The following is a 10,072-nucleotide window of genomic DNA, read 5'->3' on the forward strand; positions in this document are numbered from 1 at the left end:
AACATCACAATTGCCGCAATCCGGGTGACGACCAGCAATCCCGCCTGCCAGTCATTCAGCCAAAGCTGAACGGCAAAAAAGATCACCATCAGCCACAGGATCGGCTTGATCTGCGCCCACATAATGCGCGGGCCAAAGCCGGATGCGGGATACAACAATATGACAGTCGCCAGCACAAACCCGACCACCGGCCAATCGGGGATCAGGAACACGCCCGTGCCAAGCGCGACCATGGCAAGGATCTTGGCCCCGGCCGCTGCCCGGTGCAAGGCAGACTGCCCGTCAATATAAAGCCCTGCGATCACGCCATCATCTCCCGATATTTCGGAAGAACCTCGGATGGCGTGCCATCAAGCACAACCTTGCCATCCTCAAACGCCAGCACCCGGTCATAATCGGCAATCAGGTCAAGATCATGCGAAACCGTAATCACCGTCTGGTCAAGCTCGGCGATGGCGCGCTGCACCCGGTTGCGATTGCGCAAATCCAAAAGCGTGGTTGGCTCATCAAAAACGATATAGCGCGGCTCCATCACCAGCACGCCCGAGATGGCAAGTAGTTGTTTCTGCCCGCCACTCAGTAGGTGACTAGGATGGGTTTTGAATTCGCTCAGGTCATAGCGTGCCAGCACGTCATCAATGCGGCGATCAACTTCATCTTTGGGAAGCTTGAGCGGCTTGAGCCCAAAGGCAATGTCTTCCTCGACCACCGGATAGACGATTTGATTGTCCGGGTTCTGGAATACAAACCCGACATAACGTCTGAGCTTGCGGCCATCCTTTGCCGCATCAAAATCATCGACCAAAACCCGGCCCGATGTCGCGGTTTGCAGGCCATTGAGCAACCGGACAAAGGTGCTTTTGCCCGACCCGTTCGCGCCAACAATCCCGATCCGCTTTTCAGTTAGCGTCAGGTCAATGTCAGCAAGTGCACGTCGCTGTTCAAACTGCACAGAGACATTTTCAATTCGGATCATGGGGCCAGTCCGGCGTTTTCGGGGAAATTGGAACGGGCACAAGCAACCATGTGCTTGTGCCCATAAGAAGTCAGTATGCCTTGGAAATCAAGGGATAGGAACGACGCACCGCAAGGCATGCAGCTGTTGCAATCCCCACCTTGATGGCGTCACCGATCAGGAACGGCGCGGCACCAACGGTCGCCTGCCAATAGCTGATATCGGCCGCAACCGCGACCCAGGCATTGCCAATGGCATAAAGCACCACGATCCCGCCAAAGGCGATGGAAAGTGCTGCATTGATCACGTTCAAACGGTTCCAGAACTTCTCGATCAGAAGGCCGATGACAAAGGCCGAAATGGCCCAGCCAAAAATGAACCCGCCCGTGACACCCATCATCACGCCAAAACCACCACGTCCACCGGACAGAAGCGGCAAGCCGACAGCAACCAGAACAAGGAACAAAATGATTGAAAGCCCGCCACGGCGCGCACCCAAAATGGCCCCGGCCAGCATCGGACCGAGCGACTGTGCCGTAACCGGAACACCGGTCACCGGAAGGGTAATTGGCGGAAACAGCCCAAGAACGGCGGTCAGAGCTGCAAACAGGGCGATATAGACAATATCTTTGGTCTTCATGTAACGGTTTCCCATTCCCGTTATAAGGCAGAACTGCAATCAACCCCTTGCGCAGAACTGCCTCTCGTTAACCGGTCCGCCCGACCGGCTCAACGCGCTATGGGATAACCGCAAATATGCGCCACGCCAAGCAAAATGACAGCGGATACTGCGTAGCTCATTTAAGAGAAACGCAATATCCAATAGTTTTCAAAACCTTAGACTTCACCGTCTTCGACAAAGGTTTTAAGCCGCATCAGGGCAGATTCCCAACGTCCCGCCACCTGATCAAGGTAGGCGCGCGCCTCGGCCAGTTGTTCCGGGCAAAAAGCATATTGGCTTTCCCGCCCGACCCGATGGTGTTGAACAAGCCCGGCGGTCTCAAGCACGCGCAAGTGTTTGGTCACGGCCTGACGGGTCATGTCGGCATCATTCGACAACACCGAGATCGAGCGCGGCTTGCCATCCGCCAGACGATCGAAGATCGCCAGCCGTGTCGGATCGCCCAATGCGGCAAACATGGCAGAAAAATCACTGCCATGTTTGCCATTGTCTGGATTTTTTTCAGGTTTCTGCATGTTTCTTGATATTTTCCAACTGGAGCTCCCAGCCGTTTGTATTGGCCCGCAGCGCATCAGCAATGCGATGGGGTGGCAGATTATCAAATCCGGTTTCCCGCACCTTTACCGATGTCGTACCGGACGCTTCTTCAAGCCAGAACTCGACAAGGGTTTCAGGTTCCCCACTGTAATCGATATCGGGGTCAACCGCATAGGGATGCCATGTATAGGCGAAATAGGCGGGTTCCTCCATCGCCTTGATCGTCGAGTTCCACGGCACATGGGTGAACCCTTCGATGGTTATCATGCCCCTGGATACCTCGCCCACCGCAAACGGGGTTTCGATATTAATCCCAAACCACGTACCGAACTCCTGATGATCTGTCAGCGCCTTCCAGACACGGGAACGGGATGCTTTGATCTCAATCGACTTCTCAATGGTATTTGACATAATGCAACCTCCTAGTTGCATTTAACTTGCCAGAAGATTTTTATAAATGCAACTAAAAAGTTGCGTATTTAAATTTGGGCCTTAAACACAATCGCCCGGCTGTTGCCAGCCGGGCGATGCGTGCTCCCGTCATCCTTGGGTCAAGGCCACGTTAATGATGTAACTGGCCCTGCCCGTGCAGCTTTCCTTATATCCCCATATCAGGATGCTGCGGATTGGCGGAGCCCCCCTGTCTCGATGATGAAGTTTTTCACGTCCTCAAGGCCATCCATCGCCTTGAGATTGGTGAACAGGAACGGACGATCACCACGCATTTTCTTGGCATCGCGATCCATCACGCCCAGATCAGCCCCCACCAGCGGGGCCAGATCGGTTTTGTTGATCACCAAAAGATCAGAACGGGTAATGCCCGGTCCGCCTTTACGCGGGATTTTATCCCCTGCCGAAACGTCAATGACGTAAATCGTGATGTCGGCCAGCTCTGGCGAGAAGGTGGCAGACAGGTTATCGCCACCCGATTCAATAAAGATCGCCTCAAGCCCGGCATGCTTGGCGGCCATGTCTTCGACCGCCGCCAGATTGATCGACGCATCTTCGCGAATGGCCGTATGCGGGCAGCCACCGGTTTCAACACCGGCAATGCGGTCAGCCGCCAGTGCGCCCGAACGGGTCATGAATTCGGCGTCTTCGCGGGTATAGATGTCATTTGTGATCGCAGCGATGTTGAAATCATCGCGCATCGCCTTGCACAGGCGCTCCAGAAGGGCGGTTTTACCCGACCCGACCGGGCCACCAATTCCGATACGAAGGGGAGAGCTCATGATCTAAATAGCCTCGTATATTGGGTTTCGTGTTTCATCGACGTCCAGTCGACCATCGGTGCCGCGGCACCAAGATCGGCAAGGTCTGTCTGCATGGCGTGATCGACTGCAACCGTCACCGCGCCATCAAGCGATGTCAGTGATCGCACACCGTCGGTCTGACCGAGCGGCACCAGACGCACCGCACTGGACACAAGGTTTGCCGCCATCGCATGCAAATAAGCTGTCAGCGCATCACGCAACGGCACATCAGACCGGGCCGCAGCAATGCCCACCGCCACCGGATAGGATGGCAGACGATCATCTTCGCGCATGGCATTGGCCCAGCGGGTAATGACACCATCGCCCCAGACCTTTTGCATGGTCGAGACAAAGGCACGTCCCTGTGCGGTTGCCTCCAGCGCCATCTCGGACGTGCCGCGCCAGCAATCGGCCTCAACCCCGATGTCAAACAGGGCCGCTTCATCACCTGCGCGCGCCGCCCGCCATGCAGCACAAAACAGCACCGCATCAATGCGCCCGGCCCCGAATTCCAGAACCCCTTCAACCCAGTTGGTCAGGCTATCGGCCGATGTCACCCGCCCGTCTTCGACGGCATATTCAACGCCATGCGAATAGGTATAGGCACCAACCGGGAATGACGGGCTTAGCCACGTCATCAGTCGCATCAGGCCTGCGGGGTTAAGGGTCAGGTCATCCGTGGTCATGGCTATGTCCATGTTGATGGCTATGACCGTGTTCGTGGTCATGGTCATCATGGTCAAAATGATCATGACCATGGCTGTGACCATGCGCACCACCAAGCCCGTGATAGGCCCCGTTCAGCGGATCGAACGGCGCGATTTCATTTTCCACCACACCGCCAAGACCGGTGATCATGTCGCGCATGACATGGTCATCAATGATGCGCAAACGCCCGTCATTCAAAACCTGAACCGGGGTATGCCGGTTGCCGATGTGCCAGGCCAGTTTGGCGGTCGCAATCGGTCCGGCCGCGGTGATGGTCAGAACTGGCTCCTCGGCTGCACGGACAACAATTACCCCGCCATCGACAAGGCGCAAGCGATCCCCATCCGCCAAACGCACCGCATGCGGCAGATCAAGCAAGAACGGTTCCCCCGCATCATCATGCAGACGAATGCGGCGGCGATGCCGGTCGGAAAAGGCCAGCGTGACCGTACCGCGCACTTCGGATGTGTCGGCACGGTCAACCGGGATATGTTCAATGGCGTGACGCATGGAGTTCGCTACCACCGATCAGAACAGGAAGTAACGCTGCGCCATCGGCACAACATCCACCGGCTGACAGGTCAGAAGTTCACCGTCTGCCGTCACCTGATAGGTTTCCGGATCAACTTCCATCGCGGGAAGCGCATCGTTCAGCTTCATGTCCTTCTTGCCGATATTACGTGTGTTCGACACCGCCAGAAGTTCTTTTGACAGGCCGAATTCGGCGGCAATACCCGCATCAATGCCCGCTTGCGATACGAACGAGAAGCTCGATTTCGCAATCGCATTGCCATAGGCACCAAACATCGGACGGTAATGGACCGGCTGCGGTGTCGGGATCGATGCATTCGGATCCCCCATGGCTGCGGCCACGATCATACCCGCCTTTACGACCAGGTCGGGCTTGGTGCCAAAGAACATCGGTTTCCAGACCACCAGGTCCGCAATCTTGCCAACTTCGATGGAGCCCACATGCGCACCAATCCCCTGCGCAATCGCCGGGTTGATGGTGTATTTCGCAACGTAACGCTTGGCACGGAAGTTATCATTGCCAGACCCCGCATCCTCGGCCAGCGCACCGCGCTGCTTTTTCATCTTGTCGGCGGTCTGCCAGGTGCGGGTAATGACTTCACCAACACGCCCCATGGCCTGACTGTCTGACGAGATGATCGAAAACGCGCCAAGATCATGCAGGATATCCTCGGCCGCGATGGTTTCACGGCGGATGCGGCTTTCGGCAAAGGCGACGTCTTCGGGGATTTTCGGATCAAGGTGATGGCAAACCATCAGCATGTCCAGATGCTCGTCAATCGTATTGACCGTGAACGGACGCGTCGGGTTGGTCGAGCTTGGCAAGACGTTGGCTTCGCCGCATAGCTTGATGATATCGGGTGCGTGACCACCGCCAGCACCTTCGGTGTGGAAGGTGTGAATGGTACGGCCCTTGAACGATGCACGGGTGTGCTCGACAAAGCCGCTTTCATTCAGGGTATCGGTATGGATCATGACCTGTACATCAAGGTCATCAGCCACCGACAGGCAGGTATCAATCGCAGCCGGGGTCGTCCCCCAGTCTTCATGAAGTTTCAGGCCACAGGCACCGGCCTTGACCTGTTCTTCAAGCGATCCGGGCAGGGTCGCATTACCCTTGCCAAAGAAGCCGATATTCATCGGAATGCCATCAGCCGCCTGCAGCATCCGGGCAATATGCCACGGCCCTGGCGTACAGGTTGTGGCGTTCGTGCCCGCGGCCGGGCCGGTACCACCACCCAGCATGCTGGTCACGCCGGAATAAAGCGCGTCTTCAACCTGCTGCGGGCAAATCCAGTGAATGTGGGCATCAATGCCGCCAGCGGTGATGATATTGCCCTCACCGGCGATGACTTCGGTGCCCGGCCCGATAATAATATCCACACCGGGCTGCACATCCGGGTTGCCGGCCTTGCCGATCCCGGCGATGCGGCCATCGCGAATGCCGATATCGGCCTTGATGATACCGGTATAATCAAGAATCAGCGCATTGGTGATGACGGTATCTACCGCGCCATTGGCGCGCGTTGCCTGTGACTGACCCATGCCATCACGGATCACCTTGCCACCACCGAATTTGACTTCCTCGCCAAGGGTGGTGAAGTCTTTTTCGACTTCGATGATCAGGTCGGTATCCGCCAGTCGCACCTTGTCCCCGACGGTCGGGCCGAACATGGCCGCATAGGACGGACGATCAATTTCGTAAGCCATTTATTCCATCCCCCCGCTTAAAGCTTGCCGTTGATTTTGGCGTTAAAGCCATAGACCGTGCCGGTCCCGGCATATTTCACCAGATTGACTTCGCGCGACTGGCCCGGCTCAAAACGAACAGCGGTACCGGCCGGGATATCAAGGCGAAAGCCACGTGCGGCTTCACGGTCAAAATCAAGACCCGGATTGGTTTCATAGAAATGATAATGCGACCCCACCTGCACCGGGCGATCCCCGGTATTGGCAACGGTGATGGTTTTGGTTTCACGCCCCTCGTTCAGGATGAGGCTGCCTTCCTTGGTAATGATTTCACCTGGAATCATAACGCGCTCCTCTTTCCTTAACGGATTGGTTCGTGAACGGTCACAAGCTTCGTCCCGTCCGGGAAGGTCGCTTCGACCTGAATTTCGTGGATCATTTCGGCAATGCCATCCATCACCTGATCGCGCGTGATCACAGTCGCCCCGTCGCGCATCAGATCGGCAACAGATTTGCCATCGCGCGCCCCTTCAACGACATAGTCGGTGATGATCGCGATCGCTTCGGGATGGTTCAGCTTCACCCCCCGTGCAAGGCGATTGCGCGCCACCATGGCGGCGACCGAAACCAGCAGTTTGTCCTTTTCGCGTGGCGTCAGATTCATGCCTGCCTACTCCTTGGCTTCATCAATTAAATCTCCCACAAACGCGGCAAGCGTGCGGGAAGCCCCCTTGTTTGATGGCGGAATGATTTCCACCACACGCCGTAAACCCGGCGCAATTTCATCGGATCGCGCGCCATGAAACGCGCTATCACAATCCCGTTCATCGCGGTCGCGGCACATAACACATCGCGCGCCTCAAGCCCCTCGCATGCCTGCGCCAGACAATCACGCGCCGCTTCAAGATTTTCTTCCGCGCCGTTGCCAACCAGAATGGCGGTCGCATTGGCGCGTGCACCGTCAAAGGCCGCTTCGTGATCAAGCATGCGCAACACATCGCCTTCGAGATGCAGCGCATCGCGCCAGATCGGACGCCCGTCAATCGAGACATCCCATGCATCACGCGCGAGGCCCGTGGTAAACACTTCGCCGCGGGCAAGGCGGCCAAACACCATCATCTCACCGGCCATGACCATGCCGGTGCCAGATGCACGCACGGTCGTTTTGCGCTTCAGGCGGGCCTGATCAAACAGGATGCTTTCATGGGGCAGCCATTCAAGCCAACCACCATCGGCCACATCCAGATCAACCGACATTTCGCAATCCGGTCCGACCGACCGGTAAATCTTTTCTGCCGCCTGGGCAGTAAACAGGGCGGATGCCCCTTCTTCGACCTTGCCGGCAAAGGCCAGCTTGTCGCCGCCAACCATCCCGCCCGACGTTGTCACCAGAACAGCCGTCGTCAGATCCCCGGCCACCGGGCGCGGGAACAGGATTTTCATCGGGTCACGGTAATAAAGATGATCAAGGGCTGCATGCCCGCCCTGATGCGCCGCACCCTTGCCCAGACGGAACGTCACCTCGCCCCGGCCATCAGTGATGATGCGGGCGGGCGTTGCTGGCGTTTCCATCTCCGCATTCGGATTTGCGGATGTTATGGGTTCAAGTTTGCGAAGCTGCACAAAGACACCTGATTAATGCGGCCCACTTACGGAGCCTTGTTACCAAGGGGCTTCACAGCAAGATGCGGGCCAACCGCCGACAGCTCGCCGACACTGGGGTTCTGGCGGCGTTTGGCCCGGTTGGCGGCGCAACATCTGCGCAATTTTTTGGCAAATGCTGATCAAACAGTCAGATAGGCGCGGACTTTTTCGCGATCGAGTGTTTCTTTCGCGCCTGACAAAACCACCTCGCCGCGTTCAAGCACGACAATCTCGTCGGCCAGCTCGTGGGCGAATTCAAAATATTGCTCGACGAGCAGGATCGCCATATCACCACGGTCGGCCAGCTGTTTGATGACACGCTGAATGTCCTTGATGATGGATGGCTGAATGCCCTCGGTCGGTTCATCAAGCACCAGCAATCGCGGACGGGTGACAAGCGCACGCCCGATGGCCAACTGCTGTTGCTGCCCACCCGAAAGGTCCCCGCCACGACGACCTAGCATGTCACGCAGCACCGGGAACAGCTCGAAAATCTCGTCAGGGATATGGCGCAGGGCACGCGGGAGTGCGGCAAAGCCTGTCTCAAGGTTTTCCTTTACCGTCAGAAGCGGAAAAATCTCGCGCCCTTGCGGGACAATCGCGATGCCATTGGCCGAACGCCGATAAGACGGATCACGCGAGATATCCTTGCCTTCCCATTTGATGTTGCCATCTGCAATCGGATGCTGACCAACCACGGCCCGCATTAGGGATGTTTTGCCAACCCCGTTACGCCCCAGAACCGCGGTCACCTTGCCGGTTTCAGCACTCAGCGACACCTTGCGCAACGCATGGGACGCGCCATAGAACAGATCAATATTGCTGACATCAAGCATGTTCAACTCCCCTAGCGGCCCAGATAGACTTCAATGACCCGCGGGTCTTTCTGCACATGATCAAGGCGCCCTTCGGCCAGAACCGATCCTTCGTGCAGAACGGTCACCTTGCAATCAAGGTCGCGGACGAATTCCATGTCATGCTCAACCACGACGACCGAGTATTCCTTGGAAATCGACCGTAAAAGTTTTGCGGTTTCCTCGGTCTCGGAATCAGTCATCCCGGCAACCGGTTCATCCACCAGAAGAAGTTCGGGTTCCTGCATCAACAGCATGCCGATTTCCAGCCATTGTTTCTGCCCGTGCGAAAGATTGGCGGCCATTTCATCACGCTTGTCTTCCAGCATGATGGTGACCAGCGTCTTTTCGATCTTGATCTTTTCCGCTGCGCTCAGGCGATGGAACAGCGCCTGAAACACGCCGCGCCCGCCGGAGCACGCCAAAAGCAGGTTGTCGAACACCGTATGGCTTTCAAACACCGTTGGCTTCTGGAATTTGCGTCCGATGCCCAGATTGGCGATCTCGGCCTCGTCCAGCTTGGTCAGATCAATCTCGCTTTTAAACAGGACATCACCGGTATCAGGCCGGGTCTTGCCCGTGATGATATCCATCATGGTTGTCTTGCCGGCCCCGTTCGGGCCGATGATGGCGCGCAGTTCACCCGGCTCGACATAGAATGACAGGTTATTAAGCGCGCGGAACCCGTCAAAGGTCACCGACACCCCGTCAACATACAGGATGGTTTCCGACCTGGCGGATTTGACCTGTTCCTCGTCCGAGGCATTCTTTTGAATGGCGGCTGCTTCGCTCATGCCTTGCCTCCTTCATTTGCGCGGCGTTTGCGCCAGGCCGTGATGATGGATTGCCGGTCAGGCGATCCGAATGCCGGGATGGCACCGATCACGCCTTTTGGCAGGAACAGGGTGACGGCAATGAACAACCCGCCCAGGAAGAATAGCCAGAAGTCCGGCATCGCCCCGGTAAAGAAGGTCTTGGCATAGTTGACGATAAACGCGCCCAGCACCGCCCCATACAGCGTGCCACGCCCGCCAACCGCAACCCAGATGACGATTTCAATCGAAAGGGCCGGGGCAAATTCGCCCGGATTGATGATCCCGACCTGCGGCACATAAAGCGCACCGGCAATACCGGCCATCACCGCTGAAACGGTAAAGACGAACAGCTTGTAATACTCAACCCGGTATCCCGTGAAGCGCACCCGGCTTTCGGCATCACG

General features: G+C 56.9%; 14 protein-coding genes and 1 pseudogene. All 15 read right to left on the reverse strand.

Going from position 1 to position 10,072, the window contains the following annotated elements; translation table 11 throughout:
- Positions 1–305, reverse strand: a pseudogene (locus tag B2R48_RS15225) (energy-coupling factor transporter transmembrane protein EcfT); the annotation flags it as partial.
- Positions 302–976, reverse strand: a complete 675-nt coding sequence (locus tag B2R48_RS15230) for an energy-coupling factor ABC transporter ATP-binding protein (protein WP_297002091.1) — start codon at positions 974–976, stop codon at positions 302–304. The gene B2R48_RS15230 and the pseudogene B2R48_RS15225, both read right to left, overlap by 4 nt.
- A 70-nt stretch (positions 977–1,046) precedes the next feature.
- Positions 1,047–1,595, reverse strand: a complete 549-nt coding sequence (locus tag B2R48_RS15235) for a biotin transporter BioY (RefSeq protein ID WP_297002094.1) — start codon at positions 1,593–1,595, stop codon at positions 1,047–1,049.
- 197 nt (positions 1,596–1,792) lie between these two features.
- Complete coding sequence (locus tag B2R48_RS15240; protein ID WP_297002096.1) at positions 1,793–2,152, reverse strand: ArsR/SmtB family transcription factor; 360 nt, start codon at positions 2,150–2,152, stop codon at positions 1,793–1,795.
- The gene (locus B2R48_RS15245; RefSeq protein ID WP_297002100.1) at positions 2,139–2,585 is read right to left on the reverse strand and encodes an SRPBCC family protein; all 447 of its coding nucleotides are present in this window, start codon (positions 2,583–2,585) and stop codon (positions 2,139–2,141) included. The genes B2R48_RS15240 and B2R48_RS15245 overlap by 14 nt, the downstream gene beginning before the upstream one ends.
- Positions 2,586–2,785: 200 nt before the next feature.
- The gene (gene ureG / locus B2R48_RS15250; protein WP_044829628.1) at positions 2,786–3,406 is read right to left on the reverse strand and encodes an urease accessory protein UreG; all 621 of its coding nucleotides are present in this window, start codon (positions 3,404–3,406) and stop codon (positions 2,786–2,788) included.
- Entirely contained in the window at positions 3,403–4,113 is a 711-nt protein-coding gene (locus B2R48_RS15255) for an urease accessory protein UreF (RefSeq protein WP_297002104.1), read from the reverse strand. The genes ureG and B2R48_RS15255 overlap by 4 nt, the downstream gene beginning before the upstream one ends.
- Positions 4,100–4,645, reverse strand: coding sequence for an urease accessory protein UreE (locus tag B2R48_RS15260; protein WP_062956781.1), 546 nt, complete (start codon positions 4,643–4,645; stop codon positions 4,100–4,102). The genes B2R48_RS15255 and B2R48_RS15260 overlap by 14 nt, the downstream gene beginning before the upstream one ends.
- Positions 4,646–4,663: 18 nt before the next feature.
- Entirely contained in the window at positions 4,664–6,376 is a 1,713-nt protein-coding gene (gene ureC, locus B2R48_RS15265; RefSeq protein ID WP_297002108.1) for an urease subunit alpha, read from the reverse strand.
- Positions 6,377–6,393: 17 nt separating this feature from the next.
- Complete coding sequence (locus B2R48_RS15270; protein ID WP_008888419.1) at positions 6,394–6,699, reverse strand: urease subunit beta; 306 nt, start codon at positions 6,697–6,699, stop codon at positions 6,394–6,396.
- A gap of 17 nt (positions 6,700–6,716) precedes the next feature.
- Positions 6,717–7,019 (reverse strand): urease subunit gamma, encoded by a 303-nt coding sequence (locus tag B2R48_RS15275; RefSeq protein ID WP_062956784.1) that lies wholly within the window; start codon positions 7,017–7,019, stop codon positions 6,717–6,719.
- Positions 7,020–7,045: 26 nt separating this feature from the next.
- Entirely contained in the window at positions 7,046–7,927 is an 882-nt protein-coding gene (locus B2R48_RS15280) for an urease accessory protein UreD (RefSeq protein ID WP_297002113.1), read from the reverse strand.
- Between the two features lie 212 nt (positions 7,928–8,139).
- Positions 8,140–8,835 (reverse strand): urea ABC transporter ATP-binding subunit UrtE, encoded by a 696-nt coding sequence (gene urtE / locus B2R48_RS15285; protein ID WP_213473480.1) that lies wholly within the window; start codon positions 8,833–8,835, stop codon positions 8,140–8,142.
- Positions 8,836–8,846: 11 nt separating this feature from the next.
- Positions 8,847–9,647, reverse strand: a complete 801-nt coding sequence (gene urtD / locus B2R48_RS15290; RefSeq protein ID WP_297002119.1) for an urea ABC transporter ATP-binding protein UrtD — start codon at positions 9,645–9,647, stop codon at positions 8,847–8,849.
- The coding region (locus B2R48_RS15295; protein WP_414716193.1) for an ABC transporter permease subunit at positions 9,644–10,072 on the reverse strand (429 nt) is incomplete at its 5' end. The genes urtD and B2R48_RS15295, both read right to left, overlap by 4 nt.

This window comes from Thalassospira sp. UBA848 (genome assembly GCF_002295455.1).
Classification (GTDB): domain Bacteria; phylum Pseudomonadota; class Alphaproteobacteria; order Rhodospirillales; family Thalassospiraceae; genus Thalassospira.